The organism is Neobacillus sp. SAB-20_R2A (assembly GCF_049568635.1).
GTDB lineage: Bacteria > Bacillota > Bacilli > Bacillales > Cytobacillaceae > Neobacillus > Neobacillus citreus.
This window is the reverse complement of the sequence record NZ_CP145895.1, coordinates 1879741-1904858: the sequence shown is the minus strand read 5'-3', so window position 1 is coordinate 1904858 and position 25118 is coordinate 1879741. Positions and strand designations below refer to the sequence as shown.

Below are 25118 nucleotides of genomic sequence, written 5' to 3'. Positions count from 1 at the left end.
ACCTGCCTTCTCTATTTTACAAGCCCTAATTCCACTAATCTTTGTGCAATTTGGACGGAGTTCCAGGCTGCTCCTTTAAGAAGATTGTCTGAAACTACCCACATGTGAAATCCTTTGCTATTATCTATGTCATTTCTGATTCTTCCGACAAAGACCTCATTCTTGCCAACACAGTCGGCTGGCATCGGGTATACTTGGTTTTCTGGATCGTCTTGCAGAATCACCCCAGGTGCATCTTTAAGAAGCGCTTTAATTTCTGCGGCGCTCACATTATCCTCTTCAATTTCAAAATAAACAGATTCAGAATGTCCTACAGCTACCGGAAGACGAACACAAGTCGCGGAAACCTGAAGCTCCGGAAGATGCATGATCTTTTTCGTTTCATTAATCATTTTCATTTCTTCATAGGTATAGCCATTTTCCTGGAATTTATCAATTTGCGGAATCGCATTAAAAGCAATCTGATAGTGTTTTTTATCAGATTTCACAGGTAAAATTTGTGGTTCATACGATTCTTCATTTAAAATTGCCTTTGTCTGTTGTAGAAGTTCTTCTACCGCTGCAGCACCTGAACCGGAAACAGCTTGGTAGGTGGAAACAATAATTTTTTTCAAGCCAAACTTTTGACGGATTGGTTCTAAAGCAACCACCATCTGGATGGTTGAACAGTTTGGATTAGCAATGATTCCATTATGTTCAAATAAGTCTTTTTCATTAACTTCTGGAACAACTAAAGGAATATCGGTGTCCATACGGAATGCACTGGTGTTGTCAACGCAAACTGCACCGCGTTTTGCTGCCTCAGGGGCCAATTCTTTGGAGACACTTCCGCCCGCACTGAACAATGCGATATCTACACCCTCAAAGCTCTCTGGCTTTGCTTCTTGCACTGTATATTCACGGCCATTTATATCGACCTTTTTTCCTGCCGAACGAGCGGAGGAAAGCAGGGTTAACTCTCTAATTGGAAAATTCTCTTTCATTAAAGTTTGGATCATTTGTTGGCCAACAGCGCCTGTTGCTCCGACAACTGCGACGTGAAATCCATTTTGATGACTCATTCTTGTTCCCCTTCCTATTCACTGGCCGGTTATTCCCTTAAGTTTAAGTTTTCTTGCTGCCAGTATAGTAATATTTTATGATTGTTTTCATCAGCGGATTAACTTATTAACCCACTGATGAAAGATTAATTTATTTTATCATATTATTTGAAAGAAATAACCTTTTTTAATGAAGGGAAAGGAAATTAGTCCTCATCTTTGTATCTTTCAACCAATACCGGCTGAATCTGTCTGCCTTCCATTGCTGCTTCCACTGTTTCCGGAAGCATTGTCATTCTGGCCACCATTGAATTCGGTTTATTTATCGGGTCATCCTGTCCGTAAGGAATAAAGAAAATGTGTTTAGTGGCCATCAGTTTCATCAGGTTTACCCCGTTTAACCCTAAAGCGTCATTCGTGGAAATACCTAAGACAACCGGCTTTAAATTTCGAAGCGTTGCTTTTGCCGCCATTAAAACAGGGCTGTCATTCATGGCATTGGCAAACTTGCTCATCGATACTCCTGTTAAAGGTGCAATTACCATACAATCGAGCGGCATTTTCGGTCCTAACGGTTCTGCTTTTACAATGGAATCAATTAGGTTATTGCCAGTTAAATCGACAATTCGCTGGACCCAATCTTCGCCTTTTCCAAAGCGGGTATCGGTGTTTTTAACCGTAAAGGTTACAATTGGAACCACCTCTGCGCCGGCCTGCACCAGTTTTTCAATTTCCGGAAATACAGCGTCATACGTACAATGTGAACCCGTTAATCCAAAACCAATTCTTTTACCTTTTAAACTCATTTTCCATTCCCCTTTCGATCTGGTTCTGTCTCTGAAAGCAGCTGGGATAGGACATCTGCTAAAATTTGCCCCGCTGTTTTGGGAGCGACAATTCCAGGCAGGCTGGGTGCAAGGAGGGCTTTGATTCCTCTCTTTTCTGCGTAACGAAAATCGGTTCCTCCCGGTTTTGAGGCAATGTCGATTACAATGGTATGTGCGGGTAGTTTGGCAATGACTGATGCATTAACAATTGGCTGCGGGATTGTATTGATTAAAATGTCTGTACCCGACACTTCCGTTTCAATATTGCTTAATTGAAACGGTGTCAGTGCCATTTCCGTAATTCTAGCAAGATGTTCGCTTTTTCTTGCTCCGACTTTTACTTTTGCCCCTAATGCATGGAATGCCCTTGCAATACTCATACCGCACCGTCCCAATCCTAGGACAGTTACATTAGAACCATGAATCGTAAAGTCAGTATGCTGGATGGCCATCATAAGTGTTCCTTCAACAGTCGGAATCGAATTATAAATGGCTACATCATCTCTTGAAAACAACTGGACTAGTTTTTTGTTTGTTTGCTCTGTAATCCCGTTTAAATAGGAATTACTGATACCTGAATAAATGGTACAATGCTCAGGAGTTTTCGAAAGAATATCCTCAGTTAAGACCACTTTCTCGTTGGAGAAAATCGTCTCTACTTGACCTTCTAAATTTGTGCCAGCGACTGGCAGAATAATGGCATCGATATTCGAAAAGTCAACCTCGGAGATTTTCTCCTTGACTGCACCGGTAAAGGCGTGGTCAAGCTGTTCAAATCCAATCAGCGCTAGTTTAGCATCTAATTCCGTTAACTTTCGGATAATTTCCAGCTGCCTGGCATCACCACCAATAACGGCTATCTGCATCCCTGTCAGCATGAAAACATTCACCTTCTTTTTTAAAGAATCCATTCAATTTTTCCTTTGTTCTTTATCACTTCCCCATCTTATGTAAGAAAGTTTCAATCGGTGAGTTTTCCACGCGGGAATATGCAAAAAAGCCCAAGCAAATAAAATTGCTTGGGCTTCAGGCTATCTTTTTTCTACTTATTAAATGTTATTAATATAGAGGCTTTAAATAGGTCTGTTGATTTCCGCTCCAGGAGCTTCGCTTTCCGCGGGCGTGCCGGGGAGCCTCCTCGGCGCTAAAGCGCCTGCGGGGTCTCCCCAGCCCCGTACTCCCGCAGGAGTCTTCGCTCCTTCCGCTCCAATCAACAGGTTTTCAATTAGGACATTTAACTCACAATAAATAATATAAATAAGTGGTGAAATAAATGTTTCAGAAAAAAAAGTATAGCTAAAGTGAATAAATTGCTTTCTATAGATGAATAGTACCACGCGAAAAATCACTAATCGACTGCAGACTGCCAAAATATGAAAAAGATTGCAACACACTTAGAAACGATACAAAATGTGTGTTGCAATCATTTAGGATGATTTGGCTACCCTGTTGATTGGAGCGGAGGGCACTCGACTCCTGCGGGAAATAGAGGTCACTGGAGACCCCGCAGGCGCAAAAAGCGCCGAGGAGGCTTCAGGACCTCCCCGCGGAAAGCGAGTGCCCGGAGCGGAGATCAACAGGCCCAATAGCAGGGGTAATTAATTTTATAAACCTTTACTCTTTTTTAATCTTCTTCCGGAACATCAATGATGATCATATCTGACCCAATCTTTTTAATGTGTTGCCAGGGTACTCTTATTTCATCCCCTTGCTTTCTCAGTCCAAACCATTTGACGGAAGGGATTAAGAGCGCCTGGATTTGACCTGTGCTTTCATTTATTTCTAGATCTGTTTGGCCCAAGACACCTAGGCGCTCTGCTTTTTTTACATCGACAATTTCTTTTCCGCTTAATTCACTCAACCTCATATAAGCCGCCCCCTATTCCTCACTTACTATATATTTATAGAGGGAAGTCCTTATTTAGAATAAAGAAAAAAAACAGTTCACCTAGGCAAACTGTTTTTTTCTTTAATTATGCTAAATTGGTTGGGAATTCTCCGTCAGGGCTGATTAACGACACGGAATACTTATCAGTAAATACATCCCTTGTCATTTTGTCTACGCTTTCTTTTGTTACTGCATCAATTTGTTCAATGATTTCATCAAGCGAGCGATGGCGCTTTAAAAGGAGTTCATTTTTTCCGTTTCGGCTCATCCGGCTGTTCGTACTTTCCAGACTCAACATAAGACTGCCCTTCAGCTGTTCCTTGCTGTTCGTTAATTCCTTTTCCGTTATGCCTGTTTGTTTTAATTTTTCAAGCGTTTCCTGAACAGTATCAAACAATACATTTAATTGCTTTGCCCCGGTACCGCCGTAAATAGTCACAATGCCGCTGTCTTGATAAGCAGAATGATAGGAAAAAACGGAATAAGCCAATCCTCTTTGCTCGCGTACCTCTTGAAATAATCGGGAGCTCATGCTTCCTCCCAAAATATTATTCAAGGTAATCAAGCTATAAATATCTTCATGACCAACCTTTAATCCTTTAAACCCGATACAAAGGTGCGCCTGTTCAGTTTCCTTTTTCCGTGAAATCCGGTTGGCATGGAAAACAGGAACATTTTCTTGTACTGTTGTACTTCCGCCTTGGTAGGAGCCAAAGTAGGCTTCCACTTCTTGAATGAAGCTTTCTGGAACATTACCTGCAATTGAAATCACAACATTTTCAGGTGTGTATCGTTCATGAATATATTCCTTTAACGTACTACCTGTAAAAGAGTTCAATGTTTCTTCAGTTCCTAGAATTGGATAACCAAGCGGATGGTCTTCATAAACAGCCCTGCTCAGCAAATCATGAACAATATCATCAGGTGTATCTTCATACATCTTTATTTCTTCTAAAACCACATTTTTTTCTTTCTTTAATTCCTCTTCAACAAAGGTAGAGTTAAAGAACATATCTGCCAATACGTCTAAAGCAAACTTTGAATGGGTATCGAGTACCTTAGCGTAATAGCATGTGTATTCCTTTGAGGTAAACGCATTTACCTGACCGCCAATGCTATCAAAGGATTCAGCAATTTCTTTAGCAGTTTTGGTAGTGGTTCCTTTAAAAAACATATGTTCAAGGAAATGGGAAATCCCGTTTGTCTCAGGATTTTCATCTCTTGATCCCGTTCCAATCCAGATACCAATGGCAACGGACCTTACGGTAGGGATTTGTTCTAATACAATTCTTGCTCCATTTTGGCACGTGTATTTGTTAATCATCGACTTCCTCCTGTCTATAAACAGCAGATGCTACTTCCCAATTGTTAATTATACCTATAATCACTATATTCTCCAACTTTTAGGTATTTCTTCCCTCAATTTATTTTATGACCCTTTCCTCGCTCATTAATTCAGAAACCGTCCCAATCTGTAAATTCTTTTGTTCGATTAAGGTAATTAATCGATCTAAAGATTTTGCCGTCGATTCGGTTGGGTGCATGAGGATTAACGACCCATTGCCAATCTTGCCCATTACCCGGTTAATTAAGGCATCTGGAGAAGGCTTTCTCCAGTCCACAGTATCTACCGTCCACATGACTGTTTTCATGTTTAATTCATCTGCGATTTTGACTGTTTCGTCGCGATAACTGCCGCTCGGAGGAGCAAACCATTCTGTCTTTTTATCGGTCACGGCTTCGATCACTTCATTGGTTTTCACCATTTGTTCTCTGGTCTGGGCAGCTGTAAGCTTTGCCATATCCGGGTGGGAATACGAATGGTTTCCTACCTCATGCCCGGCACTAACAATCATTTTGGCCAACTCTGGGTTCTTTTTAGCCCAGTTGCCTTCTAGAAAAAAACTTGCCGATACGTTATGATTTTTTAACGTTGCCAGCATATCTGATAAATATTCATTTCCCCAGGCAACGTTAATAATAAAGCTGACCATCGGTTTATCGGGATGCCCCTTATAAATAGGTGAGGGCGGCAGATCATTAAGCTGCACTTTAGGCTTCACCTGTTTAAAGACGAGCTTTTTCTCATCAAAAGTGCCTTTCTTTTTCATATTTTGATAAGAAGCAGCGAGGTCAACTTTAATGCCATTGTATCCCGGTATCGCCTTCCAAACCGGATCGATTTTCGCATCTGAAGGCGGTTTCTCATATTCATGCGCATTTTTTACAATGCTTTGGTATAAGGAATCCGTCTCCTTTACTGCCGGAAGTGCTGATCCCTTTAAGGCGGAAACATAATTATGTACAATTGGACTATTTACAATAAGGAAAGCAGCAAGCACAATTACCGCGATAATTATCTTTTTTTTCATTCTTCCTCTTCCCCCTTCTATACAGATTATGACGAGCAGGGACAAGGTAGAACGATGATAAAGCACGCCAATAGAAAAAGAAAAAGTCAGGAGCGGTCTCCTGACTTTTTAAACGATTATTGATTTTGTTCAGCTTTTTCCTTCTGTTCCTTAAGGACAGCTTTACGCGATAAATTAACGCGGCCTTGTTTATCAATTTCGGTCACTTTTACTAAAATTTCATCGCCGATTTTCACGACATCTTCCACTTTTCCTACCCGCTCTTCGGCAAGCTCAGAAATATGGACTAAGCCGTCTTTGCCGGCAAAGATTTCAACGAAAGCACCGAATTTTTCAATCCGTTTTACTTTACCAAGATACAATTCCCCTACGACAACTTCACGGACAATATCTTCAATAATTTTCTTCGCTTTTTGATTCATTTCTGAATCAGTAGATGCGATAAAAATAGTTCCATCCTGTTCGATGTCAATCTTAACCCCAGTTTCTTCAATAATTTTGTTAATTTGCTTCCCACTAGGTCCAATAACATCGCGGATCTTATCCGGATTAATCGTCATGGTCAGAATCTTTGGTGCAAACCGCGAAAGATCGGGTCTTGGTTCAGCAAGTGTAGCTAGCATTGAATCAAGGATCTGCATTCTTCCGACTTTGGCCTGCTGCAATGCTTCTTCTAAAATTTCACGGGAAAGACCCTCAATTTTAATGTCCATTTGCAGAGCAGTAACACCTTTGGCTGTACCGGCTACTTTAAAGTCCATATCGCCAAGATGGTCTTCCATCCCTTGAATGTCCGTTAAAACGGTATAGTGCTCTCCTGATTTCACAAGACCCATAGCGATACCGGCAACAGGTGCTTTAATTGGTACACCGGCATCCATCATGGCTAATGTGCTGGCACAAATACTTGCCTGCGAAGTAGACCCATTGGATTCAAGCACCTCTGATACAAGTCGAATCGTATATGGGAAATCCTTTTCAGATGGCACAATCGGCTCTAGGGCACGCTCCCCTAGTGCACCATGGCCAATCTCCCGGCGGCCTGGTCCGCGGATCGGTCCCGTTTCCCCAACGCTGAAGGATGGGAAATTATAATGATGCATAAAGCGTTTTTCTTCTTCAATTCCGAGACCATCAAGAATTTGTACATCCCCCATTGCACCAAGGGTACAAATGCTTAACGCTTGGGTTTGTCCCCTTGTAAATAACCCTGAACCATGGGTACGCGGCAGGATCCCTACTTGGGAAGATAAAGGACGAATCTCATCAATTTTCCGACCATCCGGACGGACTTTTTCTACTGTGATTAAGCGGCGGACTTCACCTTTAACCATCTTGTCCAAAATTTGTTTAACCTGTTTTAGCTCATCATCGGCAGCTTCCTGCTCATCAAAATGAGCCAATACTCGATTCTTTACATCAGTGATGGCAGCTTCTCTAGCATGCTTTTCTTGAACTTGAATGGCACTGATCATGTCTGTTTCACACATTTCCCGTACCTTTGCTTCAAGCTCCTTGTCAAGCTCATACAGGTTTATCTGCCTTTTTTCTTTGCCGATTTCAGCAACGATTTTCTCTTGGAATTCAATTAACCGCTTGATTTCTTCATGGCCAAACATGATAGCCTCCAGCATGATTTCTTCAGGTACCTCATCGGCCCCTGCTTCAACCATGTTAATAGCATCCTTTGTACCGGCAACCGTTAGGTGGATGTCACTCTTTTCAGCCTGCTCCACCGTTGGATTAATCACGAATTCATTATTTACACGGCCAACTACAACGCCAGCAATCGGGCCCTCAAACGGGATGTCCGATACCGATAAAGCCAGTGATGACCCGAACATCGCGGCCATTTCTGAAGAACAATCCTGATCCACACTCATGACAATACTGATTACTTGAACATCATTACGAAAACCATCTGCGAAAAGCGGACGGATTGGTCTGTCAATCAATCGGCTTGCCAAAATCGCTTTTTCACTTGGACGTCCTTCCCGTTTAATAAAGCCTCCGGGAATCTTACCGACTGCATATAATCTTTCCTCATAATTCACTGTTAATGGAAAAAAGTCTAGGTTCTTAGGCTCCTTAGACGCTGTGGCCGTACTTAAAACGGCTGTATCTCCATAACGGACCAAGACTGCACCGTTAGCTTGTTTGGCTAATTGCCCAATTTCAACTGTCAGATTGCGGCCGGCCCAATCCATGGAATACTCATGTTTTTGCTGATCCATATTTTTACCCCTCTCTATCTAAATCACTTAGGAGGATGACGCGAAACTTATTCGCTGGTATCATCTTTCTAATGTAACTATAAAAAAGCGAAAACGCTTGTGATTTCAACCAAATTAGTATTAGTATGCACAAAAAATCATGACTTAAAAATTATGTATGAAATATTCAATAACTTTTAAAAGCTAACAAAAAAGCGGGAAAAATCCCGCTTCTGCAAACTAACGACGTAGACCAAGCTTATTGATTAACACGCGGTAACGTTGAACATCTTTGTTACGCAGGTAAGTTAAAAGATTACGACGTTTACCAACCATTTTCAAAAGACCACGACGTGAGTGATGATCTTTCTTGTGAGTACGTAAGTGCTCGTTCAAATTGTTGATTGATTCTGTAAGGACAGCGATTTGAACTTCAGCAGAGCCTGTGTCGTTCTCATGAGTTTTATACTCATTGATGATTTCGTTTTTACGTTCTTGTGTGATTGCCATCCAGGTTCACCTCCTATTTCTCAATCCCCTCATGCCGAGCAAGCGTCGGTGATTCGACTTGCCAAGCAAAGGTTCATTTAGTACGTATTTAAGAATACAATGTTTTGTCGCAAAATGCAAGTTCATTCCATCATATATTATAGGAAAACTTCTCTTCTTCTATACATCAAGCAGCTTGTGTTTTTTCGCAAAATATTCCAAAGCCTTATTTTTATCTTTTTCAATTTGCTTTACAAGTTCTTCTATTCCAGAAAACTTTTGTTCATTTCGCAGGAATAGATGCCACTCAATTACGGCATCCTCCCCATAGATATCCTTATGAAAATCAAATAAATGAACTTCAATCGACAGCTTGACTGCCTCCTTATTAAAGGTAGGCTTATAGCCAACATTACAAACACCATTAAGCATACTGCCGCTAACCATCATCCTTACCGCATAAACACCTGTAGGGGGAATAATGTATTCATCATTTAATTCAATATTTGCCGTCGGAAAACCAATGGTCCGTCCGCGTTTATCACCATGGACGACATACCCTGAAGTTGTGTAATACCTTCCCAAAAGGTGCGAAAGTTCCTCAACAGTCCCCTCTTTAAGAAGTCGGCGAATTCTGGTCGAGCTCACCTTTTCGCTCCCCTCGGTAAATTCCGGTATAACAGAAAAGGTAAATTTCTCTCTTGAGTGAAATGGAATGGTCTCCATCGTCCCTTTGCCCATCCGGCCGTAGGTAAAATCAAAGCCTGCGGTCGCATGCTGCACATTCAGCCCGATAACGTATTGGTCAATAAATTCTTGAGGCAGAAGATTGGCAAATTCTATGGTAAAGTGAACGACAAAAAGATAATCAATACCCATTCCCTCGATAATTTTGATCTTTTCTGCTAATGGGGTAATGGATTTTACATGCTTTTCATTTTTCCCTAAAACCACAGAAGGATGAGGGTCAAAAGTCATGACTGCGCTTGACAGTCCTTGTTCATCAGCTTGCTTCTTTGCTTCAAGTATTACCTGCCTATGCCCGAGATGCACGCCATCGAAATAGCCAAGGGCCATCGATAAAGGAGGCAGCGCCTGCAGATCTGACACATTTAGTGGAAAACTTAATCTTTTTACTTCCAACTGAAACTCACCTTTTCTATACAGGAACCTTTATTCGAGTTCATTTCTTAGAACCTTCACCGGCTTTAAGAGGCCTTGCTTATTGGGATGCTTTGCATAGATAGCAAGCGCCAGCCCTTCAGCCGTTTCGGCAATAATAGGTCCGTCACAAGTTTTTAAATTCTCTGGAATTTCTAAAAGTGCACCGTTTTTCACTTTCTCTGCTACTTTATCATTAATCTGCATTTTCGGCAAATGAGAAAGTGCCGATTCCAATGGTCGTAAAACCTGCGAAATGCTCCCTTCTGCCATTAACCTTTCCACTTCTTCAAGCGTAAGGCAATCAGTAAGTGTGAACGAAGCCGATTGCGTCCTTACCAATTTCGACATATGCGCTGGAAACCCCAAAGCCTCACCAATCATGACAGCTAAGGTTCGAATATAAGTGCCTTTACTGCAGCTAACCTGAAAGCGGAAGCTGATAGTCTCGCCAGCGAATTCAGTCCGTTCATCAAGAAGGTTAATCGAATAAATCATTACTTTCCTTGATGGGCGTTCCACGACAATCCCTTTTCGGGCATATTCATAAAGACGGACCCCATTCACTTTAACGGCGGAATACATTGGCGGTGTTTGCTCAATTTCGCCGGTTAACGACTGTAGTACCTTTAGAATTTCTTCGCGGCTGATGGTCCGGTTAACCATTTCCTTTTCCACCACTTCACCAGAAGCATCTTCCGTTGTCGTGGAAAAACCAATGGTTACTTCACCTTCATACGCTTTGCCTGCATCTGTAATATACTCAGCTATTTTTGTCGCTTTCCCGATACAGATTGGGAGGACTCCGGTTACATCAGGGTCAAGTGTTCCCGTATGACCGATTTTCTTTGTTTTTAAGATCTTCCGCAATTTAAAAACACAATCATGAGAGGTAAGCCCCGCCGGCTTCAATAATGGTAAAATGCCTTCCAATTTTCACAACCTCTTTCCTGTTATCCCCGAAAAAAATGGATAGACTTTTTCGTCTATCCATTTTCCTCATTTGTGAGGATATGCAAACTATTTGGTATAAGATGAGTTATTCTTCTTCATTTTTTTCCATCGGGCTTCCGTCAGAATGTAAATCATGAAGAAGTGTTTCGATGCGATTCCCATAATCAATGGATTCATCGAATTCAAAGATAATTTCGGGAGTTTTGCGAAGGCGAATACGATGGCCGATTTCGCTTCGAATAAATCCTTTTGCTTTTGCAAGGCCTTTAAGCGTATTCTCCCTCTGTTCATCATCACCCAATACCGAAATAAACACCTTAGCTTGCTGCAAATCGCCTGTTACCTGAACGTCTGTAACGGTCACAAAACCAATCCGAGGATCTTTTATCTTGCGTCCGATAATGTCACTCAGTTCTTTCTTCATTTGCTCTCCAACACGATTTGGTCTGTGGCTCATTCAATTCACCTCTTCATTTAAAGCCATTCCATTTCGGTGACTGTTCTTTCTATCTCTGGAAAAGAGTCAATTAGTTTTAATGCATTCTGCAGCTCATGCTCTGTTGACACCCGCGCTGCCGTAACAGCGACAATCGCTATTTTAGTCCGCTGCCAGACATCGTGATAGTCAACCTCTGCTGCTGACACATTAAATTTTTGTTTTAAACGAGTAAGAATTCGCTGTAAAACAGCTCGCTTCTCTTTTAAGGAATGTGCATCGTAAATGATGCATTCACAAACGGCGGCGCCGATTATCATTTCCGCTCGATTTCCTCCATTACATACGCTTCAACGATATCTCCCTCTTTAACATCATTAAAGTTTTTAATGGTGATACCGCATTCGTAACCTTGGGATACTTCCTTGGCATCATCTTTGAAGCGTTTTAAGGCATCAATCTCACCTTCAAAAATAACTACCCCATCGCGAATGACACGGATACCGCTGTCACGAGTAATTTTCCCATCGATTACATATGAACCGGCAATCGTGCCAACCTTTGAAACCTTGAATGTCTGACGGACCTCAGCCTGACCGATCACTTTCTCAGCAAATTCCGGATCAAGCATACCCTTCATAGCTGCTTCCATCTCTTCAATGACTTTATAAATAATGCGGTGCAGACGGACATCTACTTTTTCCGCTTCTGCTGCACGCTTGGCATTTACATCAGGACGAACATTAAAGCCGATAACAATGGCGTTTGAAGCAGCCGCCAGGGTAATATCAGATTCGTTAATGGCCCCTGTTCCATTATGGATAATTCTGATGTTTACACCTTCGACATCAATTTTTTGCAAGGAAGCAGCTAACGCTTCGGCAGAACCTTGAACGTCTGATTTCAAAATGACATTCAGATCCTTCATTTCGCCCTGCTTTAATTGTTCAAATAGATTGTCTAGGCTTACACGGGTTTTCTCACCACGCTGAGCAACCAATGCCGTCTGGGCACGTGTTTCCCCAACTTGACGAGCTGTTTTTTCATCGTCGAATACAACGAAGCGGTCTCCAGCCTGAGGTACATCACTTAGTCCGGTAATTTCAACCGGTGCTGATGGACCGGCATCCTTTACTCTGCGTCCTAAATCATTCACCATAGCCCGCACACGTCCGAACGTATTTCCGACGACAATTGGATCACCGATTTTCAGTGTGCCATTTTGAACGAGTAAAGTCGCCACTGACCCACGGCCCTTATCAAGCCTTGCTTCAATAACCGTTCCGACAGCATTCCGCTTAGGATTTGCTTTATACTCTTCTACCTCACTGACAAGCAGAATCATTTCCAACAGATTATCGATTCCTTCTCCCGTCTTAGCGGAAAGTGGAACAAAAATGGTATCTCCGCCCCAAGCTTCAGCAACTAATCCATGCTCAGTTAATTCCTGCATAACGCGGTCGGCATTGGCTGCCTCTTTATCCATTTTATTAACGGCAACAATAATTGGAACTTCTGCTGCCTTGGCATGGTTTATCGCTTCAACTGTCTGCGGCATGACGCCATCATCGGCTGCGACAACTAGAATGGTGATATCGGTAATCTGAGCACCGCGGGCCCTCATTGTTGTAAAAGCAGCGTGTCCAGGTGTATCAAGGAACGTAATCTTCTTTCCGTTTTCGATTACCTGATAGGCACCAATGTGCTGAGTGATTCCGCCTGCCTCTCCCTCAGTAACTTTTGTATTACGGATCGAGTCAAGCAAGGTTGTTTTACCATGGTCAACGTGACCCATGATTGTCACAACAGCCGGGCGTTCCACAAGGTTTTCCGGTGCATCTTCTGTGAAATAAATTTCCAAATCGGTCGCATCAACTTTAATTTCTTCTTCGACCTCAACACCATACTCACCGGCAATTAATTCAATCGCATCTTTGTCTAAATCCTGATTGATTGTTGCCATGATGCCAAGCAGGAACAGCTTTTTGATTAGTTCAGAAGGCTCTCTGTGCAGCTTCTTAGCCAGTTCTGCAACCGTTAAAGATTCACTGAAGGTAATTTTAGCTGGAAGCTCCTTCTCTTTCTTCTTTTGCGGTGCTTGGGATTGCTGCGTATGGTTTTGTTGATGATTCCGCTTTTTATTTTGTTGATGATTACGATTTTGTTGTTGATTATTATGGGGACGACTTTTGTTTTTCCCAGCTTGAAATGCTTTATTTTCTTTGGATTGATATTCCTGTTCGTGTTTTTTGCCTTCTTTTGCTTTTGGCGCTCCCGGAGCAACCTTTACTTTGGAAGGCACGACAAGTTTTTCATCATCGTCCTCATAAGCCTTTGGCGTCGTTTTAGTCTGCACCTGTGGCTTTGTCTGAACCTTTTGTTGAGTTTGGCGACCATTGTTATTATTATTGTTATTATTGTTATTGCTACGGTTTTGTTCAGCCGTATTTCCAGTCTTTTTCTGCTGCTCTTTATTTTCATTTTTATTGTAGGCAGCATCAAGCTTTTTAATATCTGATGATTCTAGAGTTGCCATATGATTTGAAACCTCTATGTTCATTTCTTTTAATTTTGTAATGATTTCTTTACTAGATAGGTTATGTTTTTTTGCATACTCATAAACACGCATTTTACTCATTATTTTCACCCCCGCAAGATTTAATCGAGCACTTGTTTAAGTTTTTTGGCAAATCCATCATCCAAAACGGCTGCCACAACGCGGGCCTCTTTGCCAATCGCCTGACCAAGAAGATAACGATTTTCAACCATTTTAATTGGAACCTCATACGAATTACATTTGTCGGTAATTTTTTTTGTCGTATTTTGTGAAGCATCTGCGGATAATAAAACGAGCTTCGCATTTCCACTGCGGATTTGCTTAACGGTAAGCTCCTCACCAGATATTACTTTTCGTGCTCGATTGGCCAGTCCAAGCAATGACATCCATTGGTTTTCGTTCATTTAGACGACCCGTTCTCCTTCTCTATCAACTCAAGCAGCTCATCATATAACGATTCGGAAATCGTAACCTCTAAATGGTTTGCCAAAATATTCTTTTTCTTTGCCAAGAGGACGGCATCTTTTTCCTTTGAAAGATATGCACCCCTGCCCGATTTTTTTCCAGTTAAATCGACGGATACATCTCCTTCTTTTGAGCGAACGATGCGAACGAGTTCTTTTTTCGGTTTCATTTCACCAGTGGCCACACATTTCCGCATAGGAACTTTTTTCTTTGTGTTCACCATCATTCACCTCTGATCTAATCTAATTCTTCATCGTTAAAATCGTCAAAATCAGTATCCGCCCCATCATCGAATAGACGAATTGTTTCTTCATGAGGATAAATCCCCATTTCACGAGCCTCAGATTCTGATTTAATATCAATTTTCCAGCCGGTTAATTTAGCCGCTAAACGAGCATTTTGGCCGCGTTTCCCAATTGCTAATGAAAGCTGATAATCCGGCACGACAACCGTTGTCGCTTTTTCATCTTCATTTACTGAAACATCCAGCACTTTCGATGGGCTGAGCGCATTGGCTACAAAAACAACCGGGTCATCAGACCATTTTACAATATCGATTTTTTCGCCCTTTAATTCGTTTACAACTGCTTGGACACGAGCACCTTTCGGACCAACACAAGATCCAACTGGATCTACCTCAGGGTTATCGGAGTGAACTGAAATCTTCGAACGGTCGCCTGCTTCGCGGGCAACGGATTTAATTTCTACCGTCCCATCATAGATTTCCGGCACTTCGATTTCAAATAAACGTTTTAATAATCCCGGATGAGTCCTTGAAACAAATATTTGAGGTCCTTTTGTTGTTTTTTCTACCTTAGTAATAAATACTTTAATTCGATCATGCGGCTTATAACGTTCATTTGGCATCTGCTCATTGATTGGGAGCAGAGCTTCTATTTTACCAAGGCTGACATAAATAAATTTTGAATCGAGTCTTTGGACGATACCAGTCATGATATCTTCTTCACGGTCAATAAATTCAGAATAAATAATTCCTCTTTCCGCTTCTCTGACTCTTTGTGTCACAACCTGTTTAGCAGTTTGGGCAGCAATTCGGCCGAAATCCTTCGGCGTTACTTCCATTTCGACGATATCCTCAACCTGATAGTTTGGATTGATTCTTATCGCATCTTCTAAGGAAATTTCAAGACGTGGATCAAACACTTCGTCCACTACTTCTTTACGTGCAAAAACACGCATTGAACCAGTTTCCAGGTTTAAATCAATTCTGACGTTTTGCGCTTGATTAAAATTGCGGCGGTAAGCCGAGATAAGCGCTGCTTCAATGGCTTCAATTAAAACATCCCTGGAGATACCTTTTTCTCTTTCCAGGACAATAAGAGCATCTATTAGTTCGCTGCTCATTTGAGTATATCCCCCTATTCTATTGTATTTTTCTAAGTTTAAGAAAACGTTACAGCAAGCCTTGCATTTGCCACTTTTTCGTATGGAATTTCAATCGTTTTTTTACGGGTTTTTATTTTCACTTCGATTGTAACAGTTTGACCATCGAAAGCTAAAAGAGTCCCTTCAAAACCTTTTTCACCATCAAGAGGCTCATAAGTTTTAATAAAAACATTTTTCCCGATTGCTTTTTCAAAATCTTTATCCTTCTTTAAAGGGCGCTCTGCACCTGGCGATGATACTTCAAGAAAATAGTTATGAGGAATTGGATCCACTTCATCAAGTTTTTCACTAAGTCGTTCACTGACAATTCCGCAGTCTTCAATATCAACGCCTGTGTCTTTATCGATATATACGCGAAGGAACCAGCTTTTTCCTTCTTTAACGTATTCAATTTCTACTAATTCTAAGCCAAGCTCTTGAAAAATAGGTGCAGCCAGTTCTTCAACAACCTCGGTGACTTTACTCATGCCCTACCTCCTTTTCCAGCAATATCTTCTATGTAGCTATGCAAGTTAAAATACTGATGAAAAACCATCCTAAACAACACGAAAGAGTGGGAGAATCCCCACTCTTGTACACGAGAGTATGTCTTAGTATTTCCAATAAAACTATAACATAACCATGAATTAGTTGCAAATATCAAAAGCGGAAGCGCCTTGCGCAGGGGCTTATGCCCCCGGGCCCCTAGGCACAGGAGCTAGAGTCAGAAAAGCCGAAGGTTTTAAAACAGCGAAAGCTGGTTTTGCTCAGGCAATGCGCTGAGGCAGCCTTGCTTGTCCAGATACTCAAGGATTGTTTTGGAAACCTTCCCTCTTTGCTGGAGATCTTCTTTCGATAGAAATTCTCCAGCACCGCGGGCATTAACAATATTTACGGCAGCATTTGTTCCCAGCCCCGGAATGGAGTTGAAAGGCGGAATTAACGTATCTCCTTCAATGATAAATTCCGATGCAGCCGATTTGTACAAATCATAATTCTGGAAGGAATAGCCGCGTTCAGTCATTTCAAGCGCAAGCTCCAACACCGTCAGCAGGTTTTTCTCCTTGTTCGATGCTTCCAAACCCTTCGCATTGATTTCGCCAATTTTTGCACGGATGGCCTCAGAGCCGCGCGTCATTGTTTCTAAGTCGAAGTCCTCTGCCCTAACAGTGAAATAAGCAGCATAATAAAGAAGGGGAAGATGAACTTTAAAATAGGCAATCCTCACAGCCATCAAGACATATGCAGCCGCGTGGGCTTTCGGGAACATGTACTTAATTTTTTTACAGGAGTCAATGTACCATTCCGGTACCTCGTTCCTTCTCATTTCCGCTTCCATTTCTTCCGATAATCCTTTTCCTTTACGGACGGATTCCATTATTTTGAATGCGAAGGATGGCTCAAGCCCCTGATAAATTAGGTAAACCATGATATCGTCCCGGCAGCCAATTACTTCACTTAGAGTACAAGTCTTGTTCTGAATCAATTCCTGTGCATTTCCCAGCCAAACATCCGTACCATGTGATAAACCAGAAATCTGAACAAGTTCTGAGAAGGTCGTTGGCTTTGTATCTTCAAGCATTTGCCGAACAAACCGGGTACCAAATTCGGGAATGCCTAACGTTCCCGTTTTACACATGATTTGTTCTTCTGTTACCCCAAGGGATTCCGTACCGCTGAATATTTTCATTACTTCAGGGTCATCGGTCGGAATCGTTTTTGGATCGATACCGCTCAAATCCTGCAGCATCCTGATCACCGTCGGGTCATCGTGTCCAAGAATATCAAGCTTTAAAACGTTATCGTGAATCGAATGGAAATCAAAATGGGTCGTTTTCCATTCCGAATTTCGATCATCAGCCGGAAATTGGATTGGCGTAAAATCGTAAACGTCCATATAATCAGGAATAACGATGATACCGCCGGGATGCTGACCAGTTGTTCTTTTTACACCCGTACAGCCGGAAGCAAGCCGTTCCACTTCGGCCCCGCGCATCTGGAGGTTATTGTCCTGCTGATAGGCCTTAACGTAACCAAAGGCCGTTTTATCGGCAACGGTACCAATTGTTCCAGCTCTATAAACGTATTCCTCCCCGAAAAGCACCTTCGTGTAGTTATGGGCCCGGGGCTGATATTCTCCGCTGAAATTCAAATCTATATCGGGAACCTTATCTCCTTTAAAGCCAAGGAAGGTTTCAAACGGGATGTCATGGCCATCTTTTCGATATTTTGTGCCGCAATGCGGGCAATCTTTATCAGGCAAATCGAAGCCTGAACCGACCGAACCGTCATTAAAAAACTCAGAATGCTTGCAGGATGGACAAATATAATGCGGCGGCAATGGGTTAACCTCAGTTATTTCCGTCATTGTTGCGACCAATGAGGAACCGACCGATCCACGCGATCCGACCAGGTACCCATCATCCAAAGACTTTTTAACAAGCTTATGGGAAATCAAATAAATAACGGCAAATCCATGCCCAATGATACTTTTTAATTCTTTTTCCAAACGGGCCTCAACAATTTCCGGAAGCTCGTCGCCATAAATTTTCCGGGCCATGGCATAACTCATTTCCCGCATTTCTTCATCGGCACCTTCAATTCTTGGTGTGTACAAATCATCCTTTATTGGCTTTATGACGTCAATCATATCCGCAATTTTATTTGTATTTGTGACGACGATTTCCTTTGCCTTTTCTTTGCCTAAGAATGAAAAGGCATCAAGCATTTCATTTGTCGTTCTAAAGTGAACATCCGGAAGCTCATGACGGTTCAGCGGGTTAGCACCGCCCTGTGAGCTGATTAATATTTTTCTGTATATCTTATCGTTTTCGTTCAAGTAGTGAACATTACCTGTAGCTACAACCGGTATTCCGAGCTTGTCACCAAGCGCAACGATGTTGCCGATAATTTCCTCAAGCGCCCGTTCATCACGAACCAGTTCCATTTCAAGGAGCGGGGCATACACCGGTTTCGGCATAACCTCGATATAATCATAAAAGCCTACTACGGCCTCCACTTCGTCAGGAGACTTTTGCATCATCCCTTCAAAAACTTCTCCTTTATCACAGGCGGAACCAACAAGTATTCCTTCGCGATATTTTTGCAGCACCGACCGTGGTATACGCGGTACACGATAAAAATATTCAATATGTGCAATAGAAACGAGCTTAAATAAATTTTTCAACCCATGCTCAGTCTGCGCCAAAAGCGTACAGTGATAAGGACGGGCCCTTTGATAGGCATTTCCTTTTCCCATGTGATCATTAAATTCGTCATGGTAAATAATCTCTTTTTCCTGCGCATCCTTCAACATTTTCAATAATAAGTATCCGGTTGCTTCTGCATCATAAATCGCTCTATGGTGCTGGGTCAGTTCGATATCAAATTTTTTCGCCAAGGTATTTAATCGATGGTTTTTTAATTCTGGATATAGGAAACGGCCCAACTCTAGCGTATCGATGACAGGGTTTTTGGCTTTTCCAATACCAATTTTTTTATAACCGACATTCAAGAATCCCATATCAAAGGAAGCATTGTGGGCAACTAAGACAGCATCCCCAGTCCAGTCATAGAATTTCTGTAAAACTTCAGCTACCTCTGGAGCATTTTGGACCATGTCATCGGTGATGCCTGTCAGGTTGATGGTTGTCGCTGATAAGCGATGATGCGGATTAGCGAATGATTCAAACCGATCAATGATTTCGCCGTTCCTTATCTTTACAGCAGCAAGCTCGATGATCGTATCGTATACGGCTGAAAGACCCGTTGTTTCAACGTCAAACACGACATAAGTATCTTCAGCAAGAAGCCTGTGGGCATCGTTAAAGGTAATCGGTACACCATCATCGACCAGATTCACTTCAACACCATAAAGAATCTTTATATCATTCTTTTTCCCGGCACTGTAGGCTTCCGGGAAGGATTGGGCTCCGGCGTGGTCGGTAACAGCTATGGCTTTATGGCCCCATTTTTTTGCTTGGGCAATTAAAGTGGCGACAGGAGTGACGGCATCCATCTGGCTCATCGGGGTATGCAAATGCAGTTCGACCCTTTTTTCGTCATCTGGAGCAGTATCTTTCCGGCCAGCAGGCTTAATCTCGTTAATATCATTACCAATCATGACAAGGTCACGAACGAAAGTATCATTTTGAATGCTGCCGCGGACCTTTACCCACATTCCCTTTTTAACAAGTTGGAAGGCATTTGCGTCCTCTTTGTCGCGGGAGAACATTTTAACCATTATGGAACTGGTGTAGTCGGTAATTTTAAAGGTTAACAAAGAGCGGCCGCTGCGCAGCTCGCGAATTTCCGCATCAAATATATAACCTTCGACGACAACTCGTCTTTCTTCATCGACAATATCAATTAAGCTGCGGAGCTCGTTGTTATCTTTAATTGTCAAACCGATTGAAAGCGGACCTTGCGGCACATCACCGCCTCCCTGCTCTTTCTCGGCATCTTGTTTCTGCATTTCAACCATTGCCATTAAGGCACGTTCTTGATCTTCCTTTTGTTTAGCAATTAAAAATTGTTGATATTCCTCGTTATGTTCTTCACTTTTTATATCAATCTCAAAGGAAAACAGCGGGAACCCGAAGGATTGATAAATTTCACCGATTAATGGCCCATATTTACGTTTCAGGGTTAATCCCTCTGCCTCGTTTCTAACCGAAACGGTAAGCTTATTGCCGCTTACCACAGGCAGCTGTTCATGTAAAAGTTTAATGAGCGGCGGGGAGATTCCATCAATTTGCTGGATGCAATAGCTCCAGTATTCGCTGATTAATTCTGAGGCATTTTCTTGATTGGTAACTTTTATATCGTATGATACTGCTGCAATGTTTGAAAAAGTTCGCTCAATTTGGGCAGTAAACCGCGTGAATACATTGAATGGCAGGACTTTTTCCAATAAAAATTGAAAGTGCCATTTTCTCGCTTTCTTTTCAACCAGTAGCCTTTCGATTTGCGCATTTTGGAAATGCATAACGACTGCATCTTCAGTTAGTTGCAGCTGCTGGAGTAAGAGTTGGAATCGCTCTTTTTTGCCTAAGGCATTTTCGCTCATCCTCTCATCTCTCCCCTCTTTAAAAATCTCTTTTTCTAGTCTATTTCAGAAAGTAATTATACCATATCATCCGAAAAGATTCGGGTTAATTCGACAGAAACCTTTATCCATTTTTAGCAAAAAAATTTTACTCATTTTCTTCATCGATTCGCCACGTTAATTTATTTTAATATTATTTAATATAAGGCTTTTGAACAAGTCTGTTGATTGGCGCTCCAGGCACTTCGCTTTCCGCGGGCGTGACGGGGAGCCTCCTCGTCGCTAAAGCTCCTGCGGGGTCTCCCCTGCCCCGTACTCCCGCAGGAGTCTTCGTGCCTTCCGCGCCAATCAACAGGTGTATGCAAATTAAGTCCTTCATCTCCAATAAAATTAGTAGAGAGTTTAATGTTTTAGCCAAAAGAGTTTAGCCAAGTGTGTATAAAATTGTTTCTATTGAAGAATTGGTTCCAAATGTCCAACTTCTTCGCTTGATTGACAAATATATTTATCTTTCTTTTCTTCTTGGAAAAGTTCGTCCTTTTTATGGTGAGGACAATTATCTTTCAGGATGTTTTTGATGAAATTGTTCTCCTAGCAATGATTCACATAATGGTTAGGGGACGTGTATTATTTAAAGATTCAACTCATTTAAAGGCAAACGCCTATAACACATAAGTTTAATGTGTGTTGCAATACTTAGGTTGAATTGCCTTCCTGTTGATTGGAGCGGAGGGCACTCGACTCCTGCGGGATATAGAGGTCACTGGAGACCCCACAGGCGCCAAGGCGCCGAGGAGGCTTCAGGACCTCCCCGCGGAAAGCGAGTGCCCGTAGCGGAAATCAACAGGCCAGTTAGCAGGGATAAATAAAAGTTGGTAATTTAGGTTCAGTCAAAATAAAAAATTGCCGAGAAAAATACCCTTTCTCGACAATCTGTAGGGGGGCCTCATAAATGCCCCTTTTTTATTATTTTAAGAAAAATCTTTGAATATCGTTCCATGTGACAACGAGCATTAGCAGCATTAGCAAGGCGAATCCGATAAAGTGGACCATTCCTTCTTTTTGACGGTCAATCGGTTTGCCGCGAACGGCCTCTACTGCGAAGAACATCAGCCTTCCCCCGTCTAATGCCGGGATTGGCAGTAAGTTCATAATCCCAAGGTTGATGCTTAAAATTCCAGCCCACTTCATGAGGTAGAAGATCCCCGATTTGGCCACTTCATCCGTGGAAACATAAATTCCGACAGGACCTGATAAGGCATCAATGGAAAATTGTCCGGTTACTAATTTACCGAGCATAACAAAAATCTGCGTTGTCCAGAAATAGGTTTCTTTGGCGCCTGCTGTAACCGCTTGGACTGGCGACTTTTCAACTGGGCTGTAAACACCGATAATCCCCATTTTTTTGCCTTCCACCGTTTTCTCATTAGGTGTAACCGAAATATCCATTTCTTTTCCATTACGTACAACTGAAAAATCAAGCTTTTCGTTTGGATTTTTGCGGATAATTTCAACAACATCAGACCAGCTACTAATTTCAGAACCATCGATACTTTGGACAATATCCCCTTTTTGTAGCCCTGCTGCTTTCGCAGCACCATCCGGGGTAATCTCACCCAGTTTCGGATCGTTAGTCGGTACTCCCTGCAATAAAGCAATGATAATAAATACCACAAATGCCAATACAAAATTCATCATCGGGCCAGCAAAAATGGCCATAAATCTTTGTCCTAACGTTTTAGAAGCAAATTGCCGATCCAATGGTGCGATTTGTGATGCCACGCCATTTTCGACAATGACTGCCTTTGGATGAATCGTAAAGGTTTGCAAATTTTCATCGTCATCCTCAGGGAACCCTTTGATGATTAGGTCCTTTTCAATATCTGCATATTCAACCTCAACAATACGGCAATTTGGGTACTTTTCTTTATTATTCAAGATAAGCTTGGTTGCTTGGCCGTTCTTATCAAATAATAGTCCAATTCGGTAGCCTGGCTTTATTTCAACCATTTCCGGATCTTCGCCAGCCATCCGGACAAATCCGCCGATTGGCAATAGACGAATAGTGTATGTGGTTTCTCCTTTTTTGTGGGAAAAGACCTTCGGACCCATCCCAATCGCAAATTCGCGGCAAAGGATGCCTGCCCGTTTTGCAAAAATAAAATGTCCTAATTCATGAAAAAAAACGAGTGCGCCAAATATCACAATAAAGGCAATGACTGTACTCAATAATAAAACCACCTTTTTATTTGGTTTAGAAAGTACCTTTAGACCTCAATATCTGTCTGTCGCCCTTGGTCAAGGCGCTTATTAACTTTATAGCAGTGAATTTACAAACTGCCGCGTTTCCTTGTCAACCTCTTGGATTACACTTAAGCTCGGATGCCGGGTCGTTTGATGAGCACTTAAGGCCTGCTCAATCAAATCTTCTATTTGCAGAAAGCGAATCTTTCCTTCTAGGAATGCTGCGACTGCCGCTTCATTTGCCGCATTCAAAACAGTTGGCATCGTGCCACCGATTTTCCCAGCCTCATAGGCAAACTTCAAACAGCGAAACCTTTCCATATCCATTTCCTGAAAATGGAGTGTCCCAATTTGCGCCAAATTTAAGCGGTTCCCTGTAGTAAGAGGCAATCGGTCCGGATAGGAAAGTGCGAATTGGATCGGTACCCGCATATCCGGTGTTCCCAGCTGGGCAATCACACTTGTATCATGGAATTCAACCATAGAATGAATAATACTTTCTTTGTGAAGCAATACATCAATTTTTTCATAGCCAAGTGAAAATAGCCAATGTGCTTCAATAACTTCGAGACCCTTATTCATCATCGTTGCCGAATCAATCGTGATTTTCGCACCCATCGACCAGTTCGGATGATTTAATGCTTCCTCAACTGTCACTTCCTCCAGTTCACTACGGGTGCGGTCACGGAAACTGCCGCCAGAGGCAGTTAGAATTAAGCGTTCAATGTTTTTCTCCTTCTCTCCTTGCAGGGCTTGAAAGATGGCCGAATGCTCGCTGTCTACTGGGAGAAGTGCAACATTATTTTTCTTCGCTGCTTCGATCACTAAATGGCCGGCCGTCACCAGCGTTTCTTTATTGGCGATTGCGATTGTTTTCCCGCATTCAATCGCCTGCAGCGTCGGGTTTAACCCTACGCTGCCGAGAACAGCATTGACAAGAATATCAGACTTGTCATAAACCGCTGCTTCAATCAGCCCTTCCTCGCCAAACGTAAACTTAAGCTTAGGGAATTCTGCTTTTAATGTATTATAATCAGCCATCGTTTGTACAGAAACAAGCTCAGGCTGAAATTCCGCAATTATTTTTCGCGTTAAATCGATGTTTTTGCCAACGGAAATGGCAGCTAATTTATACTCTTCAGGGTGCTCCCGAAAAATATCCAGGGTTTGGGTACCGATGGACCCGGTCGCACCCAGTAAACTAATTGTCTTCAAACAAGTCAACTCCTAAAAAGAAAAACCTCTTACCAAAGGTGGAAAAAATGCAATAATGGCAAAACAAATAATAAACTGTCAAACCGGTCTAGAATGCCTCCATGTCCCGGTAAAATGGTTCCTGAATCTTTTACATTAAAATGGCGTTTATAGGCAGATTGGACAAGATCTCCGATTTGTCCAAAAACGGATAGAACGATGGTCATGCCTACTATTGTAACAATCCCGGCATTCATATCCCCAAAAATAGCAAACATAATTGCCACTACAGCGGCACAAACAATACCGCCAATTGAGCCTTCAACCGTTTTGTTAGGACTGATTTCCGGCCATAATTTCTTCTTGCCCATCGCCTTGCCAATAAAGTAAGCCCCTGAGTCAGTTGCCCAAATGATGAATAAGGAATAAAAAACATATACAAGACCAGCTTCTCGCGTTTCCATGAGAAAATAAAAACCAATACCTGTATAAATTGCCGAAAGCACCGTAAAAGCGGCATCCTCAAAAGTAAAACGATTTTTTGTAATGACCGTATAGGTCAATAACAATAGAATAAAAGCAATGCCTAGCTCCGTTTTTGAATAGTAAAAGTCCGCCATTATTTCATTATATTGTGCAGGGAATAAAATAACCCAAAGGAAAAGCAGAGAAAGGAACCCGTATGGAGAAAAAATGCTCAAGCCCTTCATTCTTAATAGTTCATATAGCCCAATGGTTGCTAGCAAATAAGTCAATAATACGAACGGAAGCCCGCCGTAAAATACGATTGGCAAAAAAAGTGCCGCTGCTACGACTCCTGTAATAATTCTTTGTTTCATTTACTG

The 25118-nt window shown here is 42.0% G+C and carries 21 protein-coding genes; all 21 read right to left on the bottom strand.

The features are described from left to right. Positions 1 to 11: 11 nt before the first annotated feature. The 21 genes from asd to V5M37_RS09400 all read right to left on the bottom strand — a co-directional run bounded on the left by asd (position 12) and on the right by V5M37_RS09400 (position 25112). Positions 12 to 1061, bottom strand: coding sequence for an aspartate-semialdehyde dehydrogenase (asd, locus tag V5M37_RS09500; RefSeq protein ID WP_423801707.1), 1050 nt, complete (start codon positions 1059 to 1061; stop codon positions 12 to 14). A 185-nt stretch (positions 1062 to 1246) separates the two neighbouring features. Next, the gene (gene dpaB, locus V5M37_RS09495; RefSeq protein ID WP_423801706.1) at positions 1247 to 1846 is read right to left on the bottom strand and encodes a dipicolinate synthase subunit B; all 600 of its coding nucleotides are present in this window, start codon (positions 1844 to 1846) and stop codon (positions 1247 to 1249) included. Further along, the gene (dpaA, locus tag V5M37_RS09490; RefSeq protein WP_423802593.1) at positions 1843 to 2745 is read right to left on the bottom strand and encodes a dipicolinic acid synthetase subunit A; all 903 of its coding nucleotides are present in this window, start codon (positions 2743 to 2745) and stop codon (positions 1843 to 1845) included. The genes dpaB and dpaA overlap by 4 nt, the downstream gene beginning before the upstream one ends. A gap of 746 nt (positions 2746 to 3491) precedes the next feature. Then, positions 3492 to 3734, bottom strand: a complete 243-nt coding sequence (locus V5M37_RS09485) for a YlmC/YmxH family sporulation protein (RefSeq protein ID WP_423801705.1) — start codon at positions 3732 to 3734, stop codon at positions 3492 to 3494. 106 nt (positions 3735 to 3840) lie between these two features. Next, positions 3841 to 5079 carry a M16 family metallopeptidase gene (locus V5M37_RS09480; RefSeq protein ID WP_423801704.1) on the bottom strand — a complete coding sequence of 413 codons (1239 nt, stop codon included), beginning with the start codon at positions 5077 to 5079 and terminating at the stop codon, positions 3841 to 3843. A gap of 100 nt (positions 5080 to 5179) precedes the next feature. Beyond that, positions 5180 to 6127, bottom strand: a complete 948-nt coding sequence (locus tag V5M37_RS09475) for a polysaccharide deacetylase family protein (RefSeq protein ID WP_423801703.1) — start codon at positions 6125 to 6127, stop codon at positions 5180 to 5182. A 116-nt stretch (positions 6128 to 6243) separates the two neighbouring features. Continuing rightward, on the bottom strand, positions 6244 to 8361 hold the full coding sequence (pnp, locus tag V5M37_RS09470; protein WP_423801702.1) for a polyribonucleotide nucleotidyltransferase: 2118 nt from the start codon (positions 8359 to 8361) through the stop codon (positions 6244 to 6246). 219 nt (positions 8362 to 8580) lie between these two features. Then, positions 8581 to 8850: a 30S ribosomal protein S15 gene (gene rpsO, locus V5M37_RS09465; protein WP_213116319.1), complete on the bottom strand. Its 270-nt coding sequence runs from the start codon at positions 8848 to 8850 to the stop codon at positions 8581 to 8583. 159 nt (positions 8851 to 9009) lie between these two features. Further along, the gene (gene ribF / locus V5M37_RS09460) at positions 9010 to 9972 is read right to left on the bottom strand and encodes a bifunctional riboflavin kinase/FAD synthetase (protein WP_423801701.1); all 963 of its coding nucleotides are present in this window, start codon (positions 9970 to 9972) and stop codon (positions 9010 to 9012) included. Between the two features lie 30 nt (positions 9973 to 10002). Beyond that, entirely contained in the window at positions 10003 to 10923 is a 921-nt protein-coding gene (gene truB, locus V5M37_RS09455) for a tRNA pseudouridine(55) synthase TruB (RefSeq protein ID WP_423801700.1), read from the bottom strand. 106 nt (positions 10924 to 11029) lie between these two features. Further along, positions 11030 to 11401: a 30S ribosome-binding factor RbfA gene (gene rbfA, locus V5M37_RS09450; RefSeq protein WP_213140761.1), complete on the bottom strand. Its 372-nt coding sequence runs from the start codon at positions 11399 to 11401 to the stop codon at positions 11030 to 11032. Between the two features lie 17 nt (positions 11402 to 11418). Further along, positions 11419 to 11697: a DUF503 domain-containing protein gene (locus V5M37_RS09445; protein ID WP_213141302.1), complete on the bottom strand. Its 279-nt coding sequence runs from the start codon at positions 11695 to 11697 to the stop codon at positions 11419 to 11421. Next, positions 11697 to 14018 carry a translation initiation factor IF-2 gene (gene infB / locus V5M37_RS09440; RefSeq protein WP_423801699.1) on the bottom strand — a complete coding sequence of 774 codons (2322 nt, stop codon included), beginning with the start codon at positions 14016 to 14018 and terminating at the stop codon, positions 11697 to 11699. The genes V5M37_RS09445 and infB overlap by 1 nt, the downstream gene beginning before the upstream one ends. 20 nt (positions 14019 to 14038) lie before the next feature. After that, positions 14039 to 14341 carry a YlxQ family RNA-binding protein gene (locus tag V5M37_RS09435; protein ID WP_213116324.1) on the bottom strand — a complete coding sequence of 101 codons (303 nt, stop codon included), beginning with the start codon at positions 14339 to 14341 and terminating at the stop codon, positions 14039 to 14041. Next, entirely contained in the window at positions 14338 to 14622 is a 285-nt protein-coding gene (rnpM, locus tag V5M37_RS09430; RefSeq protein WP_213141303.1) for an RNase P modulator RnpM, read from the bottom strand. The genes V5M37_RS09435 and rnpM overlap by 4 nt, the downstream gene beginning before the upstream one ends. Before the next feature lie 17 nt (positions 14623 to 14639). Continuing rightward, positions 14640 to 15767, bottom strand: a complete 1128-nt coding sequence (nusA, locus tag V5M37_RS09425) for a transcription termination factor NusA (RefSeq protein ID WP_423801698.1) — start codon at positions 15765 to 15767, stop codon at positions 14640 to 14642. A gap of 38 nt (positions 15768 to 15805) precedes the next feature. Further along, entirely contained in the window at positions 15806 to 16276 is a 471-nt protein-coding gene (gene rimP, locus V5M37_RS09420) for a ribosome maturation factor RimP (RefSeq protein ID WP_213140765.1), read from the bottom strand. Positions 16277 to 16530: 254 nt separating this feature from the next. Next, positions 16531 to 20856, bottom strand: coding sequence for a PolC-type DNA polymerase III (locus V5M37_RS09415; protein WP_423801697.1), 4326 nt, complete (start codon positions 20854 to 20856; stop codon positions 16531 to 16533). Between the two features lie 945 nt (positions 20857 to 21801). Continuing rightward, positions 21802 to 23064 carry an RIP metalloprotease RseP gene (gene rseP / locus V5M37_RS09410; RefSeq protein WP_213140767.1) on the bottom strand — a complete coding sequence of 421 codons (1263 nt, stop codon included), beginning with the start codon at positions 23062 to 23064 and terminating at the stop codon, positions 21802 to 21804. Positions 23065 to 23151: 87 nt separating this feature from the next. Further along, positions 23152 to 24294, bottom strand: a complete 1143-nt coding sequence (gene dxr, locus V5M37_RS09405) for a 1-deoxy-D-xylulose-5-phosphate reductoisomerase (RefSeq protein ID WP_423801696.1) — start codon at positions 24292 to 24294, stop codon at positions 23152 to 23154. A gap of 29 nt (positions 24295 to 24323) precedes the next feature. After that, positions 24324 to 25112: a phosphatidate cytidylyltransferase gene (locus V5M37_RS09400; protein ID WP_423801695.1), complete on the bottom strand. Its 789-nt coding sequence runs from the start codon at positions 25110 to 25112 to the stop codon at positions 24324 to 24326. Positions 25113 to 25118: the final 6 nt, after the last annotated feature.